The organism is Acinetobacter sp. BMW17, from assembly GCF_001592855.1.
Lineage (GTDB): Bacteria > Pseudomonadota > Gammaproteobacteria > Pseudomonadales > Moraxellaceae > Acinetobacter > Acinetobacter johnsonii.
Genome location: NZ_LSOD01000025.1, coordinates 1 through 25,200 on the forward strand (window position 1 = coordinate 1; position 25,200 = coordinate 25,200).

A 25,200-nucleotide genomic window follows, 5' to 3' on the forward strand; every position below is an offset into this window, starting at 1 on the left:
TGCTGGTATTTTTCTAAGTATAGAGAAACTTCATATTAATATATATATAATTTTTCTATTAAAATTACATTAGTTTTCATTAAGATAGTATTAAGAATACACAGTAGCGCATAATCAATCAAAAGCACTATTAAATTTTAATGAAAACAACATTAAATTGACATGCCTAAACGCAATAATGAGCTCTTTATTATTTCGATCATTGGAGAAAAATATGCATGTCTTTGGCATTGCATTGATTACTTTATTATCATTCATCGGGTTAGTGGCGCTCATTACTGGTTTCATTGTGGGTGAAACATTCTTTATCGTGATTGGCTTACTTTTATTTATTATGGCTTTTTGGGTTTGGTTAAGTATTAAAGATAAAGTTTCAAACCCTTTTAAAGATTAAGAATATTGTGGTTGAGTGATTTTTATACTTTTAGGATAGATCAATATTGATCAAGCTTAGGTAGATGGATGTAGATGACGTTCTTTGTATCTCCTTAGTGTGTATATCATATGAACTACCAGCCCAAAGGCTGGTAGCTTGGCAATTTTTGGGGTCTAGGCTTCAATCCAATTATCTTTAATTTCTTGGTCATCTTTGCTTAACATGACCTGATCCTCTCGAATTTCTCTCACCCATGCACTTGGGATAATATGGTGTTTCCCATCGCCATGTTTGGTCAGTTTGATCTCTTTACCTTCTATATGGTCAACAACTCCAACTTTAGTGCCACATACGGCAATTACACTAGAATGTTTTTTAATGTCTGAAATATTAATCGTGGTCATGATGTACCTCTATCTTATTCATCGAACAAAAGTGAAGATTTACCCTAACCTAATTTCTCCTATTCATGAGCTTTTGAAATACAGCACCAACATATTATTTCTTAAAATTTACGGAGTATAAAAATTGTCAGTCTATGTTTTATTTATAGAGTGCTAAGTTGATTAAATTATGCTGATGTTGTTTTAGTTGCAATTCAGCCAGCGTCTATTTACTGAATTTCCAGCATTATTATAGTGAATGACTTTTGCGTAATTACCTACGGCTGTTGCATTATCAGGAATATCTTTGGTGACCACACTACCTGCACCGATGGTGGCATTATCGCCAATTTTAACATGATCGATAATACAGACATTTGGGCCAATATATACATTGTCGCCAATTACAGCGGCCTGACGACCGCCATTGGCACCAATCGTTGTAAACTGAGAAAGGTTGACATTGTTTCCAATCACAGTCGTTGGGTTGACAATCAAAGGTCCCCCATGACCGATGAACAAGCCATAGCCAATTTTTGTGGTGCAGTGGATATCGATCCCGTATTTCTTCTTCTTATAATAAAAAATAGGGTAGGCCAGTTTGCCGATCCACGATTTTGAAGCCGAAAGACGTAACCAAACGCTAAAGTTAAAACCACGATTAAACAAATAAGTTTTGAGGAATGAACTTAGTTTTGTATTACCACAATACCGATATAAATCACTCAAAATCAATTGAACTAACATGGAAAAGAACTCATAGGTTGAATGCGCGATTTTACTTGATTTGACACTGAGATGTTATCTCGATTTTGCCTTCCAGTAGAGTCTCTTATTTTTAAAAAATATCAATTGGCTTTTATTTGTACAGTTGTTTCGAAATGTCATAGACCCTTGTCGATAGTGAAAAATGCTTTTATATTGTACTTACAGTAGGTCGATAACTAAGACGCTACGATGTAGTTGGACGGATCAATGACAGCTCGTTGAGTTTGAAACGAAATGTTCAAACAATAAATCAGCACTAGCCTTCCAACATAGAAAAGCTCGCAGCAATGCGAGCTTTTTTTATGTGAAAAAATATGACTATGTATCTCGGTTGTTAAACATATTTGATTTAAGTTTATGATTTATAGTTATGATTTTGAAAATATTTATATAAATTAACATTGCGATAAATTCTAACAACTCTAGGGGCGGTGTTGGAAAAAACTTGTGCTATAAGATTAAGCAGAGCTAAAAAAAGAAAAGGAAAATGACCATGACTCAGCTTGTAGATGTAAAGGTAAAAGACCAATACAGCCAAACGTATAATGTGAAGGCCCAGTTAAGACAAGTACCTGAAAACTCCGAAGCAGAACGTTTGGATTTGTTTAAACGAATTGAACATATTGTTGTTGATGGTGAAGTGATTCTGCCTAGTATTGAACTGTTATTTGAAAGTCGGCAAACGGAAAATATATACCGAGTTGTTGATTAACACTTTTGAAAAAAGCTCATGTTTACATGGGCTTTTTTATGGGCAATAAATGTCGAGTTAAGTTATCCGATTGCAGTATATAAGAGATAAATTTTTTTGAGCGATTATCTTGAAGGTCATAAAATAAAATCAGCATATCACTTCAAACATAGTTATTATTTATCAAGCTGTTTGATAAATGGTTCGAGTAACCATTGTGCCAAAGTCTGAAAAAGTCGATGAAAGACATTAAGATTCATTACCTGAATAAAATGTAAAACAAGAGTTTTTAATAAAACTTGTAGTCTTTAAATCTTAACTAAGACAGAAAAAGACTCAATTATTCGTTGAATTTATTTAAGCTGCTTGCAAACGCAACAGTGAATGATTGATCTGTTGTAAGTGTTGGTTGAGTACTGTGGGTTCTATTCGACTTTCCTGTAACGTCGTAATCCATTGCATTTGGCAGCGTTTGAGACTGTGTAAGTCTGTCGCCGATTGAATTTGAAGAATGAGTTGTTTTGCCATTAAGCCACAATAACGTTGTAATAAGCTCATCATCAAATCGCGTGTTTCTTCAAAGCTATAAGCTTTAAGCGGTGGGGCTGGGCTTTGTGTAGGAGCGGGTGGTGTAGGGGGCTGCGCTGTACTGTCTAAATATATTGGATTGACGTTATTTTGACTAATTTCTAGTACTGAGGCCGGTGGTTGAGGTTCCGATTGTATTGGGCTAGAGACGCGAGATGTTTGTGTGGAATGAATTAAACCTAATTCAATTAATTGTCCGAGGATTTCAGGCGTTGCGATGCGTTGTTTGAACTGGTCAGCCAATTGTTCAAAATCTTCTGTACCAATTAAAACCAATAGTCGTCTTTGACGCGCATTGAGTGGGATATGACGTTGTTGTAAAGCATCTAAACCTAATGCTGTTTTTTGATAATGATTCATACCTTAATTTACTCCCCCGAACAAATAAATTAAGGCTGAACATACAGGGTGAAAATTACAACAATATTAAGAATTTATGACAATACATTTTAGAGCGTTTTAATGCTCGTATTTTCTAACGCTTTACGTAAGTAAGGATCGAGTTCATCTTGACGCATTAACCACTGAATATAGTCAGCAGGGAGTTCGGCAATCGCTGTTCCGCGATGCTTGCCAAAATTAATGACTCGCGGAATACGAGCATCTTCAGAGACAGCAAATAATTGCTCCATGCTGTTTATTTTTAATTGATGAACCACATGCATTAAAATATTGGCCGTTAAAATAATATCCATATCGGCACGATGAGCCTTTTTAATCATTTCACGGGCTTTTTCACTGCCTTTTGAAATCATATAAATGAGTGCTGAAATATTGTGTGCTTCAGCATCAGGCCAGACCAAACGTGCAAGAGCGAGTGTACAAATCGCTTTAATATGAGAAGTATCGACACCACATTTTTCGATAGCACGAATATCATAATCAATATTATGACCAATGATATATTGCGTTTCGGTAGGTAGCTTAAAGGTCGTATAGTGTGGCTTTCCAACCAAATCAGATTCTAAAATATGATGCACTGCCATCGCAGCAAAAGAAATCGGTTCATCGACGGTATAGAGCTGATCAAAAACTTGGCTTTTATCTAGGCTTAATTTGCCATTTGCAATTTCAATCGGTGCATATGCAATCTCAATGGGTTGACCATTTAGGGTATGGGTTTCTGTGTCGAGAATAATGGCTTGCATGTGCATATCCGAAAATTAAAAGCTGAATAAATTTATCATTTCCAAGACTATCAAGACAGCCTATGACTGCCAGATTTGTGGTTTATTCGCTGATTTTGTGCGGTGATGTTGTTTAAATCATCTGGTGAACCTAGGTGATTAGAGATCAGACTTTATTAAGCAAGGGAAAAGTTGGAAGCTACTTGTCGATTTATTTAGGCAGATTGCAAGGAAAATGATTGCTTAAAATTAAAATAATTCTTTGGGATTCAGCTCAAACAAAGACTAGAGAAGAGCTCACTGCCTGAATTCAGTTGTAGGATCAGGATTTATTTTGAACTCCAAATTACTAGTTTTTATAACAATGGTGAGTGCGCATTTGCAGACCATGTTCACTTTGTATCGTTCTCGTAACTGGTCTTGCCATGTGTCATTTTGAGGCGTAAATCATTAATGTATTCAAGTGATTTGAATCGTTACAACAAGAAAAAATGTCATTAAGGAATTTTAAGATGAAAAAACATATATTGGCCGTGTTCGTCAGTAGTTCTATGCTTGTTTTAACAGCCTGTGGAGGAGGGGATGGCGATTCAACTTCTGTTGGTGTGGATGATGGGATTCCTAAAAATAATATTGTTAATCCAGTCGTAACTACGCCAACAGCATATACAGCTACAGATATGTCAGCTACCGCTGGTGAAAGCGTGGTCATGACTTATAAAATGCTGGGTCAGGACAATAAAGAAACTCGCGCAACTGCATTGCTTTTTACTCCTAAAACAGTAGCTCCGGCGAAAGGTTGGCCAATAGTGGTGTGGGCACATGGTACTACTGGTGTTGCTGATATTTGCGCGCCAAGTAAATCTTCTATGGATCCTGATGTAAAATCGATGATTAATGAGTTACTTAGCGCGGGATATGTTGTTGTTGCTCCCGATTACGAAGGACTGGGAGAGCCAAGTGGTACAGAAGCCCATCCTTATCTTAATTTAAAAAGTGAAGCTTTTTCGATTACAGATGCAGTAGTTGCAACACGTGACTACTTAACCAAGCAAGGTAAATCGGTTTCAAAAAACTGGGTGACGGTTGGGCATTCACAGGGCGGTCATGCTGCTTTAGGTGCTGGTGAATATCAAAGTCGCGCGCAGTTAGATTATAAAGGGACAGTTGCGATTGCACCTGCGTCTAATTTAAAAACGATCTTTCAAGTGGGGGCTGCAAGTGTTGCAAATTTGCCAGCAACTCAACAGGTTGCTACTTATACTTCACTGAATACCTATGCTGCACTCATCACTGCAGGTATGCAAAATCCACCCAATATAACTTTGTACGGGCAAGTGTTTGAGTCTGAAGCAGCCCGTATTGCACGAACAGCTGAATCGGCATGTTCAGGGACTGTTTCTGTAAATTACTATACGGAAATGTGGGCTTTAGCGACTGGTTATAACACATTAAATGGATATTACCCAAAAACAGGATTTCTAGATTTGCCAGTCATAAAAAACTTTTTAGATAACACATCTCAGCCTTTGAAGGTCAAACAAACAGCGCCAATTATTATTTATCAAGGCACCAATGACACGACTGTTCCAAGAGCGATTACGAATATTTTATATGCTGGAGCTTCTCAAGCTGGAAACAATATTCGTTATGTGACTGATGACAGTGAAACGACGAAATGGACCCATACCACATCGTTTAGTGAAAATATCGATGATATTGTTGACGATGTCAAAACTCTCATGCCAATTCAGTAATTTGCTTTGACCCAAATCGCTCATGGAGTTCTGCTTCGTGAGCGATTTTTTATTTAAAACTGCGTAAAGTTCGTTCTCGAAATTTATAAACTTCATGCTACAATACGCGCCAATCTTAGCACGGCTTAAAAGCCCTAATTTCATAGGACCTCGCTAATGTTTGCCAATATCTCAATTGCTGAATTTGATCCAGAAATCGCGCAAGCAATCACAAATGAAGATGCTCGCCAAGAAGCGCACATCGAACTGATTGCTTCTGAAAACTATTGCTCTCCAGCAGTAATGGAAGCGCAAGGTTCAAAACTTACAAACAAATATGCTGAAGGCTACCCAGGCAAACGCTACTACGGCGGTTGTGAATATGTAGACGTGATTGAACAATTAGCGATTGACCGTGCTAAAGAGCTTTTCGGTGCAGATTACGCAAACGTTCAACCGCATGCAGGTTCACAAGCAAACTCTGCTGTTTACTTAGCCCTTCTTAACCCAGGCGACACTGTTTTGGGCATGAGCTTGGCTCACGGTGGTCACTTGACTCACGGTGCAAAAGTTAGCTTCTCTGGTAAAACATATAACGCAATTCAGTACGGTTTAAACCCTGAAACTGGCGAGATTGATTACGAAGAAGTTGAACGTTTAGCAATTGAGCACAAGCCACGTATGATCGTAGCTGGTTTCTCTGCTTATAGCCAAATTGTAGATTGGCAGCGTTTCCGTGACATCGCGGATAAAGTTGGCGCTTACCTATTTGTAGATATGGCTCACGTTGCTGGTCTAGTTGCTGCTGGTGTTTACCCAAGCCCAGTTCAGATTGCTGACGTAACAACAACCACTACACACAAAACACTTCGTGGCCCACGTTCAGGTTTAATCCTTGCGAAAGCAAACGAAGAAATTGAGAAAAAATTACAATCAGCTGTATTCCCTGGTAACCAAGGTGGTCCATTGGTTCATGCGGTAGCGGCTAAAGCAATTTGCTTTAAAGAAGCAATGGCTCCTGAATACAAAGTTTACCAACAACAAGTGGTGAAGAACGCTCAAGCAATGGCTGAAGTTCTCATTGCTCGTGGTTATGACATCGTTTCTGGTGGTACAGAAAACCACTTGTTCTTGTTATCTCTTATTAAGCAAGATGTAACAGGTAAAGAAGCAGATGCATGGTTAGGTGCAGCTCACATTACTGTGAACAAAAATGCTGTGCCAAATGACCCACGCTCACCATTTGTGACTTCTGGTATCCGTATTGGTACACCGGCTGTGACGACTCGTGGTTTCGGCGAAGCTGAAGTACGTGAACTTGCTGGCTGGATCGCTGATATCCTAGACAGCAAAGGTGATGAAGCTGTGATTAACGCTGTTAAAGCGAAAGTTGAAGCTGTTTGTGCGAAATTTCCTGTTTACGCAAACTAAGTTCTGACTTGAGAAAGCCCCCTCAAGGGGGCTTTTTTTATAGCATTAAAAAATCAAAATCAGTTGAAATGTAATTTAGACTGCATTTCTGATATAACAGAAGTTATAGGCTAATAAATTATTTTTAATAAGAATTTTATTCATACCGTATTCAAATAGGAATGCAGCACATGGCAAACCCAGCAATTATCATTTCTGAGCAGGATCTTCATCGTTTAGAAACGATGTTAGAACATCAGCCTAAACTTACACCGACCATGCAGTTGCTTGAAGAAGAATTGGCACGCGCCGATGTTGTTGCTCCACAAGATATGCCTGCCAATGTGGTAACGATGAATGCAAAAGTTTTATTGACCATTGCGCCATCTACAGAAGCATCTGAAATTACCTTGGTTTATCCGCATGATTTTAAAGGCGAGAAAGGACAGGTCAATGTTGTAGCCCCAATTGGTGCAGCAATTCTTGGCTTAGCAGAAGGTCAAGAAATTGAATGGCCGCAGCCAGATGGTCAAATGATGAAAGTCAAAATTGAAAAAGTGGTTTATCAACCTGAGCGTGAAGGCGATTATTTATAATATTGAAACACCCCCATTTTAAAGCCATGTTGATCATGGCTTTTTTATGACTTTGAATATGTACTTTCTATAATGAAAGACAGTAATGCAAAAGAAAACAATAAAATAGAGTGCTGATTGATTGCGATTTTTTATTTCATTTAGATAGAGTTGTTTATATTGCTGATAGGCTTGTTCATAGCCGAAAATCTTTTTCCCATTCACATTTAATGCATACAAAATATCCTGATGGCTTTTTAGATAAGTGATGGGTTGCCCTGTCCAAGCGGTAATATCTAAAGGGACCTGCATTGCATCGAAAAGCCATTGGCAAGTATGAAAATAGCGAATAGGCAAATTCATTTTTTTCATTGGATTTTTCGGGCCTGTGTCAGAGGAGGTCTTAAGTGGTGCGTCTGGCCAACGATCACACCAAACTGTTTGAATTCGACCTTGGTTTTGGCTAAAGATACCGACCAAAAAGTGCGTTTTCCCCAAGCTGTTTAAGTTATAGGGTGCTTGATTTTTTTGATAAAGTTGGACGGCTGTTTCATTATCTAGCAGTGTGCCACTCACTTGTTGTAATTGGCTTGGATCATGCTCTAAAAATGTTTCGTGAATGTGTTTTGCTTTATAGTGTGCACCAACACTGATAAGTAAGGTTAATGCAATGCAGAAACCTAAACTATAACGAATGATGTGCTGAAGGCGAATGATCATAATTTTGAATAGATATAATTTTGTTGGAAACAGAAGCGATGATTAGCCAGATCAAGATAAACGGTTTTCACAGCATTTTTGCAAAAATCTACATGTTATTTGACATAAAAGCTGTACTATAAAAATGATTTTATTCAATTTCTTTATTGGGTTAAAGCACTATGGCACAAATTGACGTTCTTGTTCCTTTAAGGAATATACCAGTCAATTCAGATGAACTTTTAAGTATCCAGCGTAATGATTTGGTTCCGTTGCTGAACGATCAATATCGTCTCAATCATTATGCAGATAGTGTCATTCAAGCACAGTCTGTGCTGTTAAATGGAGTGGACCCGCAGCTCACTTTACAGTTGAGTCAGACCATTGAGCAACTGATACAGTCACTGGCTGACTCAAAAAAATACTTGAAGAAGCGTAAATTTAATGGGCTGCAAAAGTGGCTGGGAATTGATATTGAATATGGTTCAACCCAAGTTGAATACTATAAAAAACTGGATCAGTTGTTGGATCGAGCCAATCATCTCAGCCAAAAATTACAAATTGAAATTCAAAAGTCACAGGCGCGTTATCAGCAGTTAACAGGCTTACGTGAGCAAATGGCCAAATATGTATCTGCGGCTGAAGCATTTTTAATGGAATATCCTAAATTTGTGAAGAATGCACATCCTTTAGATAATTTTGAAGAACGTTTATCCAAGAAAATAAACAGCTTGCAGACTTTGCAAAGCAGTAATGATATTGCTATTACGCAAATGCAGTTGTCACAGCAGCTTTCATTGAGTTTGTTAGACCGATATAAAGAGGCTCAGCAGGTTTTGATCCCAGCATGGCAATATCATGTCAAACAATCGCAGCAATCAAGCTCGACAATTGAACTGGAAAAGCTCGATAATAGCCGTGAAAAATTGATTCGTACCTTAAAAAAATCACTACAGAAACCAACACTTTAAGAAATAGATTAGGTGAATTATGACCAACTCAGAACAAAACAGTCTTGTGGTAGAGCCAACCACCGAAGTGATTGAACATAAGTTTCAACAGTTAAATTTGCAAGAAATTGGCTTGCAACAAGATGACTTCAATGCGGTCTTGGCAGCACGGAAAGAGTTGGCAGAAATCAACCATAACGCCGTGGCGGAGTATGGTAAAAATATTGCGACACAAACCTCTGGATATACAGATGAGTTGCTTAATTTGGTTCAAAATAAAGATTTAGATGAAACAGGGCAAAAGCTGAATCAGGTGGTACAAGTCGCACAACAACTGAATACCTCCAGCATCTTAAATAAAAAGAAAAATTCAGGTTTCTTCGGTGGCTTGATGAGCAAAATTAAAGGCGCAAAGAATAATATTGATATGCACTTTAATACCACCAAAGAACAGATTGATACTTTGGTGAAAGAAATTGAAAAATCGCAGTCTGGTTTAAAAGCACGCGTCGATACACTCGATCGGATGTTTCATGGTGTGCAAAGTGAATATAAACAGCTGGGTGTCTATATTGCAGCAGGTAAGTTGAAACAGGATGAAATTCAGCAGGAAATCTCAACACTGACTTCACAGGCACAAGATCAAACCACGACACAGAGAGTTTACGACCTCAATCATTTAGCCAATAATTTGGAAAAACGTGTAAGTGATTTGCAGGTTTTACAACAATCGGCCATGCAAACATTACCGATGATTCGTATTATCCAGTCTAATAATTTGATGTTGGTCGATAAGTTTTATGCGATTAAAAACATCACATTGCCTGCATGGAAAAATCAAATTAGTTTGGCGATTTCTTTAAATGAGCAGAAGAATAGTGTGCAGTTGGCCAATACCATTGATGATGCGACCAATGACTTATTGAAGCGCAATGCCGATTTGTTACATCAAAACTCAGTAGATACGGCAAAAGCCAATCAACGTTCAGTGATTGATATTGAGACGCTTGAACATGTACAAAACACCCTCATTAAAACAGTAAATGACGTGATTCAAATACAAAAGGAAGGGATGCAGAAACGTGCTGAAGCAACCACACGGTTGCGTAGTTTGCAGGACAATTTGAATCAATTGGTTTTAGACTCGAGTTCTAATCGTACTACACCATCTTAATGCCGAGTTGGGTGGTCAATAGAGGAGAAGCGTTTGCCTTCCTTAGATGATTATGTTGTTCAGCCTCAGCACATTGAACAAGGCGTGGTTGCACTTAAACAACGTCAACGTAAACTGAGTTTATGGTGTATGTTGAGTGCAGCCTTGTTTATTGCCTCCAGCATTAGCTATTTTCTACAACCAGATTTTGTCTATAGCTTTTTTGGACTGAGCACTGAAATACAGCAACTACATATGCCCATGAGTGTCGATGCAAATTTAGCATTACTAGGGCATCAGCCAGATTATTTTCTGAATTTGCTGTCATGGTTTGGTTGGCTTGTGCTCAAGATCATGGTGTCTTTTATTGGGGCATTCATACTGGTGCACTATGCACGGAAAATTCATTTTTTCTATGTACGTTTTCAATCTTTTATACTGAAGTTTGTGGCATGGCTGATTGCCTTTATTCTGCTTTGGTCAGGGCTGACTTATGTGCAATATGATTTAAAAGATGATGAAAGCGAGGCTTTTCAGCAAATCGTACACTACGATAAAAACATTCAGCAAAGTGAAATAGCACAGTATTTGCAGCAGTCACAAATGCAAATGCCTGTAAAACATTATTTGCTTGCGCAAACGGCATTGTTACACCAACCTATCGATAAAAATGCAGCAATTCCGCATGTGCTTGCTCTGGTCCAAGCAGAAAAAACCAATTCACATTTTATTGAATATGGGTTTAAGCCTGAACAGTTATGGACGATGCAGCATCAGCTTTATGGCAAAACACTCACGCCGATGGCTGCAAGTGTAGAAAAACAAGTTCAGCAAGCAGCACAGTTTACTACGGTTATGCAATTCTTCTCGCTTATCTTGATGTTACTGATGGCAGTCCTGAGTCTTGTGTTGTTTGGTCTAACGCGTCAGTTAAAAGCCAGAACTTTAAGAATTGAACAGCGAATGCAGAGTGAATCTTAAGCTTTTACTTCATTTAAAGTCCTGCGTTTAGTGGGACTTTTTATGATGAATATATTTAAATCTATAAAACCGATTATTAAAATAAAAACAAACTGTTTTATCTATTTCTGGATTTACTCTATGATTCTTCTATCAAATAATTTTATAGACTGCTTTGGAGAGCTTAACAATGTTAGATCAAAATACTTCAGCTCAATTAAAAACACTTCTTGAACGCCTTGAAGGTCCGATTGAATTGGTTGCGACTTTGAATGGTTCTGAGAAATCAGACAAAATCAAAGAATTGGTTGAAGAGGTTGCAGCACTGTCCCCACTGGTGACTGCACGTTTTGATGGTCAAAACTCACGTGCACCTAGCTTTGGTGTAGCAAAAGCCGGTGAACAGCCGCGTGTCTTCTTTGCGGGTTTGCCGATGGGACATGAGTTTACCTCTTTGATTTTGGCATTGTTACAAACCTCAGGTTATGCACCCAAAGTATCGGATGAAGTTTTGGCTTCAATCAAAGGTTTGGGTATCCAGTCTAACTTTGATGTATTTGTCTCTTTAAGCTGTCATAACTGTCCAGACGTGGTACAAGCGTTGAACCTGATTGCTATTTACAATCCGGGCACGACAGCAACCATGATTGATGGTGCATTCTTCCAAGACGAAGTTGAAGAACGCAAAATCATGGCTGTACCAATGGTGTTCCAAGACAACAACCATATCGGTCAAGGCCGTATGACCTTGGAAGAGATTGTAGCCAAACTGGATACCAATTCCGCAGCCAAAGAAGCTGAAAAACTCAATGCCAAAGATGCTTTTGATGTTCTAGTAATTGGCGGTGGTCCTGCGGGAAATACCTCTGCCATCTACGCAGCACGTAAAGGCATTAAAACAGGGATCGTGGCTGAACGTATGGGTGGTCAAGTCATGGATACCATGGACATTGAAAACTACACCTCGATTCAAAAGACCCAAGGGCCGAAGTTTGCTGCTGAAATGGAAGCACATGTACGTGAGTACGGTGTGGACATCATGAACTTACAACGTGTTTCTAACATCAAAGGTGCAGATGAGACAGCGAATGGCTTGGTTGAAGTCACTTTAGAAAATGGTGCAAAGCTTGAATCTAAAACGGTAATCCTTTCAACAGGTGCACGTTGGAGAGAAATGAATGTGCCGGGCGAAGCAGAATACCGTACCCGCGGTGTTGCCTACTGCCCACACTGTGATGGTCCACTGTTTAAAGGCAAACGTGTAGCAGTGATTGGTGGAGGTAACTCAGGTGTCGAAGCTGCGATTGATCTTGCTGGGATTGTTGAACATGTAACTTTGGTTGAGTTTGATACCAAACTACGTGCCGACCAAGTGTTGCAAGACAAATTGCATAGCTTGCCTAATACCACAGTGATCCTAAATGCACTATCAACTGAAGTAGTAGGTGATGGTTCACAAGTGACAGCATTGAAATATAAAGACCGTGCAACCGATGTAGAACATACGGTTGAGCTTGCAGGGATCTTTGTACAAATTGGTTTATTACCAAACACTGATTTCTTAAAAGAAACAGCGGTTGAGCTTTCAAATCGTGGTGAGATTGTGATTAACGATCGCAACGAAACCAATGTCAAAGGTGTATTTGCCGCAGGTGACTGTACGACTGTGCCATACAAGCAAATCATCATTGCTACAGGTGAAGGCGCGAAAGCATCTCTGTCTGCTTTTGATTATATTATTCGTTCTGGACTGTAAGTGTGAAATGAAAAAGCCAATGCTCTCCCAAAATATACGTTGGCTTTTTCCTTTTATGTTGTATTGCTGATCTTTGGTTTTACCCTTGATAGGAACTGAGTCACTAACAGCTCAGTTCCTTTTTTTCGTTTAAAGCAAATATCTTCTACAAAGAAAAAGCCAAAGTGTTCCCCAGATCACTTTGGCTTTTTCATTTAGTTGTTGTTTATTGTTATTCTTTGCCCAGTTTTTGTTTTGAAACTCTGAGTGTGGTCAGTACTCGGTTTCTTTTCTACTTTCCCCAAGGTTAGGCGCTAAATAAGTTCAATCCTTTAAATTTTTCTAACAGTTGTTGCTGTGTTTCAAGGTGTTCTGGATGTGGCTCTATACAGGCAATTGGGCAAACATCCATACAGGTTTGGGTGTCATAAAAGCCGACACACTCGGTGCAACGGCTGACATCTATTTCATAAATTTTATCACCTTCAAAAATAGCGGTATTGGGACATTCGGGAAGACACATATCACAGTTAATACAAGCATCCGTTATTTGTAGTGCCATAGCATTATCCCCAGTCAGCTTGCAACATAAGCCAATGCAGGCGCTGAAATGTCGGCACTTGAATGCGGTAAGTTACGAATAAGTAGGGCATAGCGCATATCGACATCAGCAGGAACAGGTATTTCAACCACATGTCCTGAGCCTTTCGCTTCAAGTATTGGATTGCCTTTTTTATCGAGGATTTCTGTTAGTTTAAAAGTGATGTTGCCTGAAGTGGTCATGAGCTCGAGTACATCGCTCACTACAAAACGGTTTTTGACATCGACTTTAAGATAATCGCCATTTCGTTCCAGAATTTCACCGCAGTATTGTTGATGGTCAAAACTGGATGAACCATTTTCATAGTTTTGATATTCGCTATGCACGTGGCGACGTAAAAAACCTTCGGTATAACCACGGTTGGCTAGGCCTTCGAGTTGTGTCATGAGTGAGGAATCGAAAGGCTTACCTGCGAGCGCATCATCTATGGCTTTGCGATAAATTTGCGCTGTACGCGCACAGTAAAAATAAGACTTGGTGCGTCCTTCAATTTTTAAAGAATGGATCCCCATTTGGGTTAAGCGCTCAACATGTTGCACCGCGCGTAAGTCTTTAGAGTTCATAAAGTAAGTACCATGTTCGTCTTCTTCAGCAGCAAACATGTCTTCATCATGACGTTGTAGTAATACGGGTTCATCAAACTGATGTTGTGCTTGCATATGCAGTTCATCAGCATCAGAGCTTGAACAGCAATTGGAGTCTGTATTCAGATTCTGGACTGGGATTACATCACCATTTTCATCTTGTGTAGTCTCATGAACTTTGTATTCCCAACGGCAGGCATTGGTACATGCCCCTTGATTGGCATCACGTTTATTCATATAGCCTGAAAGCATACAACGTCCAGAGTACGCCATGCATAGCGCGCCATGCACAAAAACTTCAATTTCCATGTCTGCTACTTGCTGCTTAATTTCTTCAATTTCATCAATGGATAATTCACGAGACAAAATGACTCGAGTCAGGCCCATATTTTTCCAAAACTTCACAGTAGCCCAGTTAATGGCATTGGCTTGAACCGAAAGATGCACATCCATGTCTGGAAAATGCTCGCGTACCATCATAATCAGGCCTGGATCTGACATGATCAGGGCATCGGGTTGCATCGCAACCACAGGTGTGAGGTCACGAATAAAGTTTTTGAGTTTCGAGTTATGCGGTTGAATGTTGACGACCACATAAAACTTTTTGCCTAAGTCATGCGCTTCTTGAATGCCGATAGCCAGATTGTCATGATCAAATTCATTATTGCGCACACGTAAACTGTAACGAGGTTGTCCGGCATAGACTGCATCTGCACCATAGGCAAATGCATAACGCATATTTTTAAGCGAACCTGCAGGAGAAAGAAGTTCAGTAACGTGATGAATGCTCATGATCAAACTAAGGCATAAAAAAAATATGGGTTTATTGTAGGGCTTTAAAAAATAGATTCAACCTAGTAAACAACTCGGAATTTAAGCGGCGATAGACGCGAAAATCACACGTTCAAACGCTGAATTTGAGTGCTCAATTATAAATGTTTGAATATATGGTTTTATGTGGCTAAGGATAGGAGTAAATTTAAATATCCTTGTTTTATAAAGTAAAAGAGCGGTTATATAAAACTTACCAGAGGTTCTAATCATCAAAAAGCTAGTGTTCTTTGCGGCCTTTTATCAGAAATAATTGGGGATCATTTTTATTAGATTTGCTGTGAAGCTAGATTTTTTTATTTGTGAATTTATAAAAAAATTAAATAAAATAAGGATAAAAATCCTGCATTGCCCACGAATGGTTCGAGTAAATAGTTAGCAAAACTGAGTAATACCCATATTCTAAATTCTGCGTTGATGTGTTTTATGCATCTGAAAGCCCTGCTTCAAGATGTCTTAAAATTTGACAATCATCAATGGTTGATTGGGTTGCGCAAGACTGCCGAAGTTGTTGTAGTTGTATCTGAAATTTTTGCAATTCAATGATTTTTTGTTCGACTTGTTTTAAATGTTCATCGATTAGTTGATTGACCGCACTACAGTCTTGTTGAGGCTTTTGTTCCAGTTCAATCAGGTATTCAATTTCTTTGAGTGAGATATCCAGCGCGCGGCAACGTTTAATAAAAATGAGTCGTTTAAGCGCATCATCTTGATAATAGCGATAGTTATTTTCTCCGCGAAAAGAAGGCTCTAATAAATGCTTTTTTTCATAGAAACGAATGGTATCGGCACTTAATCCTGTTTTATGGACTAAGTCTTTCATCAAATAAATAGGAGATGAGTTTTGTTGATTCATTTTGCTTGACCTTAGAGCGACTCCATAGTTTTTAATCATAATAGAAAATGATTAGGTCTGAATAGAGGTTGTGTATATGGCATGTTCTTCTTGCAGTTGTGCACCTGCACCGCAAAAGCCAAATAGTAAGTTTAGAACGGCATTGTGGATTGCCTTATTGATCAATTTAGCCATGTTTGTGGTGGAGCTCATTGGTGGAGCTTATGCGCATTCGTCCTCTTTATGGGCTGATTCTTTAGATTTCTTTGGTGATGCAGTCAACTATGGTATTTCACTGGCGGTGCTTGGTGCAAGTTTATATTGGAGGGCGACAGTGGCATTGCTCAAAGGTATGACTATGGCGCTGTTTGGCTTAGTGGTGATTGGTAAAGTGATTTATGCCTATGCTTTGGGAATTCCACCTGAAGCCATGACCATGGGGGTGATTGGCGTGATTGCTTTGCTTGCGAATGTGGTTTGTGCCGTCATTTTATATGCCTTTAGAGAAGGTGACTCTAATATGCAATCGGTCTGGCTCTGTAGTCGGAATGATGCGATTGGAAATGTGGCGGTTATTTTTGCTGCAATAGGTGTGTTTGGTACAGGCAGTTTGTGGCCAGACATAATAGTGGCAGGCATTATGGCGACTTTAGGTATGACTTCGGGTTATCAAGTGGTGAGCAAAGCATTATCTGAGCGCAGAAAAAGTGTATTAGAAAATTCGACTGCACAATAAAAGTGAGAATACTTCTACGGTTTAATTCTAGATTTAATACTACTGCTGGAAATTAATGCTTGGCATTCATAAGATGTGAATTCACTCCATATTCAAGAGTTGGATACGTGAGTGTACAAGGACCTTTAGCTACTGAAGTGAATTAATGAGTTCGTAAACTCATTTTGCTCCAAAAGTTATTCCATAGACTTAAATATTCAGTTTGAAGTTGCTGGAAATACAGAGCCTGTTCAGGTTTATAGCATTGTGTGAATAGCACCCAAATGTCGTCTTCATGATTGTCATCGTTAGCAAGGGTTGTATCACATGTTTCTGCAAGGCCATGACATGCATAGTAGCCTTGGGTAAATAAAGGATCATAGGCTGCGAGATTAGTTCTGAGTGCTTCACTAAACTTAATCACTTGTAGTTCAGTACAAGCCAAAATGAGCAGCAAGTCTGCATAAGAATGAATATGTTCTTGAATAAATTGTGCGATTGCAAATGCTTCAGGCTCGGTCTGTTTTTGATCGGTGACATTGAGTTCAAGTTGCTGCATCAGTTGAAGGAAATAGACCAAATGCGATTTAGAGGGTGAGCTTTTCTCAAGTTGGTGGGTATTAAAACCCAATTCATCTAGAAGATTTAGTGACAACAAATAACGTGCATATATCTTGGCTGCAATGCGGTCTTGCTCCACGATATTGCTGTCGTGCTCAAGTTGCAGTGCTTGATACATAGCCATATTCAAAGCATCAGTGAAAATTTTGACAATGGCGGTAAAATAATTCAGATGAATAAATTTCAGCTGTGCAAGGCTCAGTTGGCATTGATGCAGCCGTGTCAGTATCGGATGTTGAAATAAAACATGTTCGGTTGTCGTTTGCTTTAAATGGCTGATCGCTTGAGTATTGGCTGCCCATGACGCTGAGCTTAAGGATCGTTCAATAAAGCGCAAAACTTCTGTGCGGGTATGTTCAGACTGGGTGAAGGAGAGAGCATTCATATACGAGGTAAATTTTAATTGTCATCATTTTTATCATAGTGAAAAAGATCCGACTCTTCTAGTGTTTTATTTATTTTAAAAACTATATATTTCAAATGCTTGAATTAATACCGGTATTGTTTTTTATAAAAAAACGGTGTTGCTCTAAATTTGATATATAATATCGTCTTCAATCGATGTATTTCGTTTTCATGTGCTGTTCTTTTGGGTTAATGGCTTAATTTTAAAGTTTTGTGCATCAGGTAAAATAAATGTCAAAAAAAGAAGACATCATTAACACAGCGCTTAATCTCTTTAACTCACATAGTTATAATTCTATCGGTGTGGATCGGATTATTAGCGAGTCTGGCGTTGCTAAAATGACGTTTTACAAATACTTCCCATCTAAAGCTAAATTAATTGAAGAATGCTTAGTGACCAGAAACCAAAATTTACAGCAGTCGCTTGAAGCGACGATTGCTGCATGTGACCCAAGTGATTATCTCTCCCATATTCGTGCAATTTTTGAATGGTACCATGCTTGGTTTCATACTGCGGATTTTAATGGTTGTATGTTCCAAAAGGCAGTTGAAGAAATTTCAAAAATTTATCCTTCTTCGCTACAGCCTGCAATTGATTATAAAGAATGGTTAAAAGGCAAGTTATGTCAGGCTTTGAATCGTCTAGGTGTGAAGCAGGATGAACAGTTGGCGGCTTTTTTATCGAGTATTTTGGATGGCATGACCATACAAGCGCAAATCGATCCGAAGCAAGTGCATTTGGAAGATTATTGGAAGCGTGTGAATACTTTAATTCAAATGGAACTTTCAGCTGCCTAATATATAAATTTCGATTTTAAGGTTAATCCAATACACTCATTATATTGCTGGCTTAAATGCGCTTAAAATAAATCACGTACAAATAAATAAGCGCGATAACGGTTAAGTTATCGCGCTTTGCTGATAATGATTATGTTCCATATCGCACATTATTTGACAATAATGCATGATATGGATATGAGCAACTTAATTTGCCTTCTTATATTTTTTGTACCCTCTGAATGTTTTCGGTCATTCAGTATTTCAGCAAAAATAGACAGACTTGTCTGTTTTGTTGAATTATAGAGACTTTATGGAGAAAAACAACCAATCTCTGATTATTTTGGCTGAAATTTATTCATCATGCTTAATATTCCTTAAAAACTGTAGGGTATTCATTATTTATTGTGTTATTCAGCCGAATGATTAAGGCACCTTGGGGGTAAATAAATGGTAAATTCATTGATTGGTTCAATCAGAACACTATAAGGTTTGAGCTGATCTTCATAGCATACAAGATTGAGCCTTGCTAACAGTTCAAAGCGAGCATAGTGCAGCGTTGCAGGTTTCGGATTTAAGCGATCATGCCACACACGATAGCTGCCGAGTTTTCCATCGCGGCGATGGTAAAATCCTGCCAAAGGATGAGTCAAGAAGACCTGATAACTTTCTAAATTGGGAAAGCCTTCAAAAAGCCATTGGTCATGTTCCGACTGAGACAAATATACATCTGAAGTGGCCCATGCCGATTGGGTACGCATTTTATATTGTGTATATCGACCCTCCGCATCTTGCAGACAATCAAACTCAATCTGTGCAGGATGCCACGGTAGTTGCCAAACATAACGAGGAACGATCAGTGTCCAAGAGTCCAAAGTCGTTCCTAAAAACCAAACACAACGTTGCTGTGTCTCCTGATCAATCACGTAGACTCGATAATTGGTTTGCCCCATAGTGAATTTTGGAAAAGGGTAAACTGCGGAGCTGAAATCGACATCGATGAAGGGCACTACCGACATCAGTGCGTGTTGTTTACCTCGGTATTCTATCGTGTCTAACTTAAACCGTACTGGAAGATCTCTTTAAAACGAGCAGGATCAATAGCATAAGTAATGAGGGCAAAATGCTGGAGTTTACACTGTACATCGAGGCCGCTGGGCTTGGGTTTCGGATGTAAATAGTCTTTAAATTTGAGTTCTGGAAAGGCCATGGGCTTAAATTCTAGATTTTGTTATTTTTTAATATTAGATAAAACTATACGTAGAGTAAATAAAAAACCGAAGCCTAAGCTTCGGTTTTTTAATATCTTTATATGATCTTATTTTTCAACGAATGCACGTTCAATCACGTAGTCACCAAGTACACCCATACGTGGCGATTCTTTTAAACCATGTTGGTCTAGAAGTGCAGCAACGTCATCGAGGAATGCAGGGCTACCGCAAAGCATTGCACGGTCTGTTTCTGGGTTGAAACGTGGTAAACCGATCTTCTCAAAAATCTCACCAGTTTCAATCACAGTTGTGACACGACCTTGGTTTGGATAGTCTTCACGAGTAACCGTTGGGTAGTAAACCAATTTGTCTTTAATGCCTAATTCTTCAAAGAACTCATTGTTCGGAAGTTCGTCTAAAATGAGGTCTTGGTAAGCCAACTCAGAAATGAAACGTGTACCATGAACCACAATCACTTTCTCAAAACGTTCGTACGTTTCAGGATCACGAATGGTTGCTAAGAACGGCGCAAGACCTGTACCAGAAGAAAGTAGGTATAAGTTTTTACCTGGGTTTAAGTCATCAAGTACTAAAGTTCCAGTCGGTTTTTTAGATACCAGAATTTCGTCACCCACTTTAACTTTTTGTAAAATAGAGGTTAACGGGCCATCTGGAACTTTAATTGAGAAAAACTCAAGTTCTTCTTCGTAGTTTGCACTAGCAATAGAATAAGCACGCATTAACGGTTTGCCATTTACTTCAAGGCCGATCATCACAAATTGACCGTTTTTAAAACGTAGAGCAGTGTCGCGCGTCGTTTTAAAAGAGAATAAAGTATCATTCCAATGGTGGACGTGAGTAATCTTTTCGACGTTGAAAGCAGCCATTAAAGGTCTCAATAAATTATCAAATTAGAACAGGTTGCTATTCTAATCTAAAATCATTCTCGATAAACTGAATATATTTAATTGAGCTTATTAGAAAAAGTGATGATGATTGAGTTAACCTTGCCAATTATTGGCTATATGCACTCTTCTTATAAGGAAAAGTTTGGTATTCCTCGTCAGCCTAATTTGGTTCAAGTGGAATCGTATATTGAAATGTCAGCACCCTATAATGATGTTCTAGCCTTTGAAGGAATTGAGGCATTTAGTCATTTATGGTTGGTGTGGCAGTTTCATGACAATAAAAATCCAGAAAAAACCCAGTTTCGTCCACAAGTTCGTCCGCCACGCTTAGGAGGGAATAAAAAAATAGGGGTATTTGCTACGCGCAGCATGTATCGTCCTTCACCGATTGGTCTATCGGTGGTAAGGCTCAAGTGTGTCAAAAAAGAAGGGAAGTCAGTTCGTGTGTATGTCACAGGAAGTGATTTACTAGATGGTACCCCGATTGTCGATATTAAACCTTATATTCACTACTCAGATGCAGTTATAGATGCGGAAAGTGGCTATGCGCAAGATGAACCTAAACGTAAATCGGTGATATGGTCGGATTGGGCGATCGAACAGAAGCAGCAGCTTTTGATGAGTGGAAAATTGTCTGTACAGACTGCACAAGAGCTTGAAGCCGTTTTATCTTTAGATCCCAGACCGGCGTATCAGGATGATGAAGCACGGGTATATAAAATGAAATTTGCTGCTGTTGATATCGCTTTTACAGTGGGTGAAACTACAGTGAATATCACGGCCGTAGAATGAGAGACTTAAAGAGAGAAGCTCCAATACAATAGCCCAATCAAAACCACCATATGCAAAATCTGAATCGGGGCAAAAGCAATAAAGTATTGCTTACCACCTGTTAAGGCGGCATTAACGGACTTGGCAACAGCGTGTGCAGTCAAACCTAATATAAATGCAGACATTGCTGCCGTGTCTGCTGGTGCTCCTTGCATGACCACAGTTGCCATCGCTGCATGGATTTCAAATAAAGAAGCGAGCAAAGTCCCAGCGATTAAACCTGCATCTCCCAGCCAAAGGTTAAGTCCATACACCCCCGCTTGGATAAACGTCAAAGTCAGGGCAATAATGCCAGCCTCTTTTAAGCTAAACATGCGTGAATCAGGGGGTTGATGTTGTTCTTGTGCAGGGGCAGATCGTACCAACGCATAAGCACAGATCCCTAAAAGGACACTTGCTACAAGGGTCGGAAGCAGTATGGTTTTGAGCCAAAGTACACTCACACCTGCGACTATAATCAGCAGTTGCAATAAAGTCGCAATACAGGACATGAGCGCTGCACCTGCATTGGGTTTGGCGAGTGCTCGACCTGCACGTACTTCCATGCCTAAGCTAGCAACTGTCGCTGTACTCGATACAAAACCTGAAGCGATTGCCGATAAAATCATGGCATTTTTTGTGCTCAGTAGCCGTTTGGCGATATGTGCAAGCGCTTGAACAGCAAGAATGAGCGTGACTAATTTTAAAATAATATAGGGATTCAGCACAGCACCCCATAAAGGCGTATTCGGCGTTAAGGGCAAGGCAACTAGAATCAGTGCTAGAAGAAAGATACCGTCTTTAAACTCAGCCTCAGTAATCCATTTCCCCGCAATGCTGTGCATCGGATGTTTGGTCATTAAAATAATGGTCAGGAGTACCGCTAAACCCGCAGCAAGTGATGTATTCCACAAGCACATCGCCCCGATAAAATATGTCATGACAAAGGCAAGTTCAGTGGTTGAACCCAAATCTTCTGTTTGGTTTTTCATTGAGAATATAACGATGCCACCGATGATGAGCGCACCGACAATGCCAATATTGACACCAAATAAAAAACAAATAGCACCGAGAAGGGCACAAATGGCAAAGGAGCGTAGTCCTGCAAAGCTCTGTTGGTTTTCACGTTGTTTACTTCTTTCACGTTCTAGACCAATCAACAGGCCACAGCCCAATGCCGAAGCCAAGGTGATGAGGACCTCAGATAAAGCCAAGTTGTTGATGGAAATTGCGCTGAAGTCCAAGCCTATCTCACAAAATCTAATGATCTGTCTAAAATATAGGCGAATGCTGAAGGTGGATTCAAGTTAAAAGATCAAGATTTGTGAGTAAATTCGTGATTATATTGATGAGCTTGGCTACTCCTCGATATTTGTAGGATTTGCTTATGCTTTGTGCGAATGAATACAGAAAATCTTGCTATAGTGGGGTTATGTTTGGGGACGTATAACAATGAATTTTAATTTTGAAATTGATACCACTTGGTGCTTAGATCAACTGTTTAAAGATGGGCGAATTACTGAAAAAGAAAAAAATCTAGTACAAACCTCGCACCGTCAACGCGATCAATTGAAGTGGCATCCCTTACAGTGGATTGCTCATTTTAATCTGGTGGATCAGTTGCATCCACAGTCGAGACTGACATTAAATCGGCTGTGTCAATGGTTAGCCGAAAAGACCCAATTACCGTTTTATGTGATTGATCCACTCAAAGCCGATGTGCAAGCTTTGACTTCGGTGATGTCTCAAGAATTTGCCTTCCGAAATAAAATCTTGGCTGTTGAAGTTCAGGCAAATCAAGTGTTGATTGCAACAGATCAGCCGTATATGAAAGATTGGATCGCAAATTTGGAGCACAATGTTGCGCCGAAAAAAATCCAGCGTGTATTACTCAGTCCTGAACAATTACAGCGCTATTTGGTCGAGTATTATCAGGTGAGTCGCGCTGTCAGTAATTCACAGAAGTCTGGGAGTTATGACCGTGATAATAAAGGCGTTGAAGCACTTTTACAGTTGGGGGATAGCCAAAACCCTGATGCGAATGACCAACACATTGTTAAATTAGTCGACTGGGTTTTACAGTTTGCTTTTGAGCAAGGTGCCAGTGATATTCACTTAGAACCACGTAAAGACAACGGCAAAGTGCGTTTCCGTATTGATGGAGTGCTGCATACGATTTATAACATGCCTGCCAATACTTTAACCGCAGTGATTTCACGGATTAAAATTTTAGGTCGAATGAACGTGGCAGAGAAACGTAAACCACAAGATGGACGTTTAAAAACACGGACACCGAAAGGGCAAGAAACAGAACTGCGTCTTTCGACTTTACCAACTGCTTTTGGTGAAAAGTTGGTGATGCGTATTTTTGACCCTGAAGTTTTAGTGCGCAGTTTTCAGCAGTTGGGCTTTGAAGGGCATTTACTCAGTGATTGGCAAGCGCTGACTTCGCATAGTCACGGCATTATTTTAGTAACAGGGCCAACGGGTTCAGGCAAAACTACCACGCTTTATTCTTCTTTGAAACAATTAGCTACGGAACAGGTGAACGTCTGTACCATTGAAGACCCGATTGAAATGTTAGAACCGAGTTTTAACCAAATGCAGGTGAATACAGGCATTGATCTTGGGTTTGCCGATGGTGTTCGCGCACTGATGCGTCAAGACCCTGACATTATTATGGTCGGCGAGATTCGTGACCATGATACGGCCAATATGGCGATTCAGGCCGCACTTACAGGGCATTTGGTATTGTCCACTCTGCATACTAATGATGCACCTTCCAGTCTGACGCGTTTGCATGATTTAGGCGTACAACCGTTCTTAACCGCGGCAACCATTTTAGGGGTATTGGCACAGCGTCTCGTACGTCGTTTATGTCCACATTGTAAAGTTGAAAAGGAAATCAATAGCCAAGAATGGGAGCATCTGACTTTTGATTACATTATGGAGATGCCTGAAAAAGTCTTTACCGCAGTGGGATGTGAAGAGTGTCGTCAAACGGGCTACAAAGGACGAGTCGGCATCTATGAGTTTATGCCCGTGAGTTTAGAGGCAAAGCAACTGATTGGTGCCAATGGTGACTTGACCGCACTGCGTCAACAAGCCAAAAAAGAAGGCATTGAGCCTTTAAGAATTGCAGGGGCTCGTAAAGTTTTAGAAGGCATCACGACACTAGAAGAAGTGTTACGTGTCGTCCCACTCAACTAAGTGTTTAATACGTTACTTGACGCTTTCTTAAGATTCAGCTCATCTAGCTTTGGTTTAATGACTTCATCAAATAGATGAACAATTAAATAGAGGTACTGGATATGAATATGATGATGAAAGCGTTATTGGTTGCTGGTGTTATTGGTTCAACCACTGTCGCTGTAGCAAACACCGCAGTGAACCAAGCGGCAGTTGCTGCTTCAACACCAACTACGGTTAAGCATGCGTTAACATTAAAAGATGACAGTCACGTCCAGTTAAAAGGTTATGTGGTCAAAGCCATTGGGGATGAGAATTATGAATTCCGTGATCAAACCGGTTCAATTACTGTCGACATTGATGATGAATTATGGGGTGGCAAAGCAATTTCGGCTAAAACACCTGTAACCATTATCGGTGAAGTAGATATTGACTACAAACCAGCAAAACGCGTTGAAATTGACGTAGATCAAGTGAAATTCTAAACACACTTGCCCAAGCTCAATTCAATGTGATTGGACTTTCTTAAAAAACCGCAGGGCTTTGATTGGATATTAGCCCT

Annotated in this window: 27 protein-coding genes; 14 read left to right on the plus strand and 13 right to left on the minus strand. The window is 39.5% G+C overall.

Features of this window, described 5'->3' with window-relative positions:
- The first annotated feature begins 214 nt into the window (after positions 1-214).
- Entirely contained in the window at positions 215-394 is a 180-nt protein-coding gene (locus AXW61_RS07020; RefSeq protein ID WP_062033624.1) for a hypothetical protein, read from the plus strand.
- Positions 395-549: 155 nt separating this feature from the next.
- On the opposite strand, the gene AXW61_RS07025 is transcribed toward AXW61_RS07020, so the two are convergent.
- Together AXW61_RS07025 and AXW61_RS07030 are read right to left on the minus strand one after the other, a co-directional pair.
- Complete coding sequence (locus AXW61_RS07025; RefSeq protein WP_062033627.1) at positions 550-780, minus strand: DUF2171 domain-containing protein; 231 nt, start codon at positions 778-780, stop codon at positions 550-552.
- 183 nt (positions 781-963) lie between these two features.
- Entirely contained in the window at positions 964-1,506 is a 543-nt protein-coding gene (locus tag AXW61_RS07030; RefSeq protein WP_062033630.1) for a DapH/DapD/GlmU-related protein, read from the minus strand.
- Positions 1,507-2,020: 514 nt separating this feature from the next.
- Here AXW61_RS07030 and AXW61_RS07035 point away from each other — a divergent pair.
- A complete protein-coding gene (locus AXW61_RS07035; RefSeq protein WP_004696033.1) occupies positions 2,021-2,239 on the plus strand; it encodes a hypothetical protein in 219 nt (72 codons plus the stop codon).
- Positions 2,240-2,575: 336 nt separating this feature from the next.
- Here the strand turns inward: AXW61_RS07035 and AXW61_RS07040 are convergent, their stop codons facing one another.
- Together AXW61_RS07040 and AXW61_RS07045 are read right to left on the minus strand one after the other, a co-directional pair.
- On the minus strand, positions 2,576-3,166 hold the full coding sequence (locus AXW61_RS07040) for a hypothetical protein (protein WP_062033633.1): 591 nt from the start codon (positions 3,164-3,166) through the stop codon (positions 2,576-2,578).
- A gap of 89 nt (positions 3,167-3,255) precedes the next feature.
- Complete coding sequence (locus AXW61_RS07045; protein WP_062033883.1) at positions 3,256-3,954, minus strand: exonuclease domain-containing protein; 699 nt, start codon at positions 3,952-3,954, stop codon at positions 3,256-3,258.
- Positions 3,955-4,445: 491 nt separating this feature from the next.
- Between AXW61_RS07045 and AXW61_RS07050 the strand changes: the two genes are divergently transcribed.
- From AXW61_RS07050 to rnk, 3 genes are all read left to right on the plus strand, one after another.
- A complete protein-coding gene (locus tag AXW61_RS07050; RefSeq protein WP_010327182.1) occupies positions 4,446-5,690 on the plus strand; it encodes an alpha/beta fold hydrolase in 1,245 nt (414 codons plus the stop codon).
- A 156-nt stretch (positions 5,691-5,846) separates the two neighbouring features.
- Entirely contained in the window at positions 5,847-7,100 is a 1,254-nt protein-coding gene (gene glyA / locus AXW61_RS07055) for a serine hydroxymethyltransferase (protein WP_005400534.1), read from the plus strand.
- Between the two features lie 170 nt (positions 7,101-7,270).
- Complete coding sequence (gene rnk / locus AXW61_RS07060) at positions 7,271-7,675, plus strand: nucleoside diphosphate kinase regulator (RefSeq protein WP_004696044.1); 405 nt, start codon at positions 7,271-7,273, stop codon at positions 7,673-7,675.
- 33 nt (positions 7,676-7,708) lie between these two features.
- Here the strand turns inward: rnk and AXW61_RS07065 are convergent, their stop codons facing one another.
- Positions 7,709-8,374, minus strand: a complete 666-nt coding sequence (locus tag AXW61_RS07065; protein ID WP_062033636.1) for a hypothetical protein — start codon at positions 8,372-8,374, stop codon at positions 7,709-7,711.
- Positions 8,375-8,535: 161 nt separating this feature from the next.
- Here AXW61_RS07065 and AXW61_RS07070 point away from each other — a divergent pair, with 161 nt between their 5' ends.
- The 4 genes from AXW61_RS07070 (at position 8,536) to ahpF (ending at position 13,172) form a co-directional block, all read left to right on the plus strand.
- The gene (locus AXW61_RS07070) at positions 8,536-9,324 is read left to right on the plus strand and encodes a hypothetical protein (RefSeq protein ID WP_062033640.1); all 789 of its coding nucleotides are present in this window, start codon (positions 8,536-8,538) and stop codon (positions 9,322-9,324) included.
- 19 nt (positions 9,325-9,343) lie between these two features.
- Positions 9,344-10,477, plus strand: coding sequence for a toxic anion resistance protein (locus tag AXW61_RS07075; protein WP_062033643.1), 1,134 nt, complete (start codon positions 9,344-9,346; stop codon positions 10,475-10,477).
- 33 nt (positions 10,478-10,510) lie between these two features.
- Positions 10,511-11,437: a hypothetical protein gene (locus AXW61_RS07080; protein WP_062033646.1), complete on the plus strand. Its 927-nt coding sequence runs from the start codon at positions 10,511-10,513 to the stop codon at positions 11,435-11,437.
- Between the two features lie 169 nt (positions 11,438-11,606).
- Positions 11,607-13,172 (plus strand): alkyl hydroperoxide reductase subunit F, encoded by a 1,566-nt coding sequence (gene ahpF / locus AXW61_RS07085; RefSeq protein WP_062033649.1) that lies wholly within the window; start codon positions 11,607-11,609, stop codon positions 13,170-13,172.
- A 286-nt stretch (positions 13,173-13,458) separates the two neighbouring features.
- Here the strand turns inward: ahpF and AXW61_RS07090 are convergent, their stop codons facing one another.
- From AXW61_RS07090 to AXW61_RS07100, 3 genes are all read right to left on the minus strand, one after another.
- Positions 13,459-13,713, minus strand: coding sequence for a YfhL family 4Fe-4S dicluster ferredoxin (locus AXW61_RS07090; protein WP_062033652.1), 255 nt, complete (start codon positions 13,711-13,713; stop codon positions 13,459-13,461).
- 14 nt (positions 13,714-13,727) lie between these two features.
- Positions 13,728-15,128 (minus strand): tRNA 5-hydroxyuridine modification protein YegQ, encoded by a 1,401-nt coding sequence (gene yegQ / locus AXW61_RS07095; RefSeq protein ID WP_062033655.1) that lies wholly within the window; start codon positions 15,126-15,128, stop codon positions 13,728-13,730.
- Between the two features lie 463 nt (positions 15,129-15,591).
- Positions 15,592-16,023: a Cd(II)/Pb(II)-responsive transcriptional regulator gene (locus tag AXW61_RS07100; protein WP_062033658.1), complete on the minus strand. Its 432-nt coding sequence runs from the start codon at positions 16,021-16,023 to the stop codon at positions 15,592-15,594.
- 76 nt (positions 16,024-16,099) lie between these two features.
- Here AXW61_RS07100 and AXW61_RS07105 point away from each other — a divergent pair, with 76 nt between their 5' ends.
- A complete protein-coding gene (locus tag AXW61_RS07105) occupies positions 16,100-16,738 on the plus strand; it encodes a cation transporter (RefSeq protein ID WP_062033661.1) in 639 nt (212 codons plus the stop codon).
- A gap of 142 nt (positions 16,739-16,880) precedes the next feature.
- Here AXW61_RS07105 and AXW61_RS07110 read toward each other — a convergent pair whose 3' ends face one another.
- Complete coding sequence (locus tag AXW61_RS07110; protein ID WP_062033664.1) at positions 16,881-17,723, minus strand: hypothetical protein; 843 nt, start codon at positions 17,721-17,723, stop codon at positions 16,881-16,883.
- Positions 17,724-17,974: 251 nt separating this feature from the next.
- Between AXW61_RS07110 and AXW61_RS07115 the strand changes: the two genes are divergently transcribed.
- Positions 17,975-18,541, plus strand: a complete 567-nt coding sequence (locus AXW61_RS07115; RefSeq protein ID WP_062033666.1) for a TetR/AcrR family transcriptional regulator — start codon at positions 17,975-17,977, stop codon at positions 18,539-18,541.
- 389 nt (positions 18,542-18,930) lie between these two features.
- On the opposite strand, the gene AXW61_RS07120 is transcribed toward AXW61_RS07115, so the two are convergent.
- The 3 genes from AXW61_RS07120 to AXW61_RS07125 form a co-directional block, all read right to left on the minus strand.
- Positions 18,931-19,539 carry a DUF2071 domain-containing protein gene (locus tag AXW61_RS07120; protein WP_240487441.1) on the minus strand — a complete coding sequence of 203 codons (609 nt, stop codon included), beginning with the start codon at positions 19,537-19,539 and terminating at the stop codon, positions 18,931-18,933.
- A 35-nt stretch (positions 19,540-19,574) separates the two neighbouring features.
- Positions 19,575-19,730, minus strand: a complete 156-nt coding sequence (locus AXW61_RS17770) for a hypothetical protein (RefSeq protein ID WP_240487442.1) — start codon at positions 19,728-19,730, stop codon at positions 19,575-19,577.
- Between the two features lie 108 nt (positions 19,731-19,838).
- The gene (locus tag AXW61_RS07125) at positions 19,839-20,618 is read right to left on the minus strand and encodes a ferredoxin--NADP reductase (RefSeq protein ID WP_004982408.1); all 780 of its coding nucleotides are present in this window, start codon (positions 20,616-20,618) and stop codon (positions 19,839-19,841) included.
- A 102-nt stretch (positions 20,619-20,720) separates the two neighbouring features.
- On the opposite strand from AXW61_RS07125, the gene tsaA reads away from it, so the two are divergent.
- A complete protein-coding gene (gene tsaA, locus AXW61_RS07130; RefSeq protein ID WP_062033669.1) occupies positions 20,721-21,431 on the plus strand; it encodes a tRNA (N6-threonylcarbamoyladenosine(37)-N6)-methyltransferase TrmO in 711 nt (236 codons plus the stop codon).
- A 5-nt stretch (positions 21,432-21,436) separates the two neighbouring features.
- On the opposite strand, the gene AXW61_RS07135 is transcribed toward tsaA, so the two are convergent.
- Positions 21,437-22,693, minus strand: a complete 1,257-nt coding sequence (locus tag AXW61_RS07135) for a DUF4010 domain-containing protein (RefSeq protein ID WP_062033672.1) — start codon at positions 22,691-22,693, stop codon at positions 21,437-21,439.
- 208 nt (positions 22,694-22,901) lie between these two features.
- On the opposite strand from AXW61_RS07135, the gene AXW61_RS07140 reads away from it, so the two are divergent.
- Together AXW61_RS07140 and AXW61_RS07145 are read left to right on the plus strand one after the other, a co-directional pair.
- Positions 22,902-24,659, plus strand: a complete 1,758-nt coding sequence (locus AXW61_RS07140; RefSeq protein WP_062033680.1) for a GspE/PulE family protein — start codon at positions 22,902-22,904, stop codon at positions 24,657-24,659.
- Positions 24,660-24,760: 101 nt separating this feature from the next.
- Complete coding sequence (locus tag AXW61_RS07145) at positions 24,761-25,123, plus strand: NirD/YgiW/YdeI family stress tolerance protein (RefSeq protein ID WP_062033682.1); 363 nt, start codon at positions 24,761-24,763, stop codon at positions 25,121-25,123.
- The last annotated feature ends 77 nt before the right edge of the window (positions 25,124-25,200 follow it).